The sequence below is a fragment of the Peribacillus sp. SIMBA_075 genome (assembly GCF_046534585.1).
Window position 1 is genome coordinate 1 of sequence record NZ_JAWRYN010000853.1, and the last position, 263, is coordinate 263.

A 263-nucleotide genomic window follows, 5' to 3' on the forward strand; every position below is an offset into this window, starting at 1 on the left:
ACATTTTGCACATTTGGGCCATCCACTCGCGGGTGATACGATGTACGGCGCGGCCAGGGGACTCATGCGCAGACAGGCATTGCATGCGTCATCACTGCGCTTCGAGCATCCTGTTCGCACAGAAGAGATTGCAGCTTATGCCCCTGTGCCAGCGGATATGAAGCGATTGATACATGCAGAATTTCAATAAGACAGATCAAGTAAGGGCTTCCGCGGGAGTCCTTTTTTGTTTTTCATTCTATGAATCCCTTGATAACGTAACA

The 263-nt window shown here is 49.4% G+C and carries 1 pseudogene; it reads left to right on the top strand.

The features are described from left to right. Positions 1–190 (top strand): annotated as a pseudogene (locus tag SB775_RS30655) (RluA family pseudouridine synthase); the annotation flags it as partial. Positions 191–263: the final 73 nt, after the last annotated feature.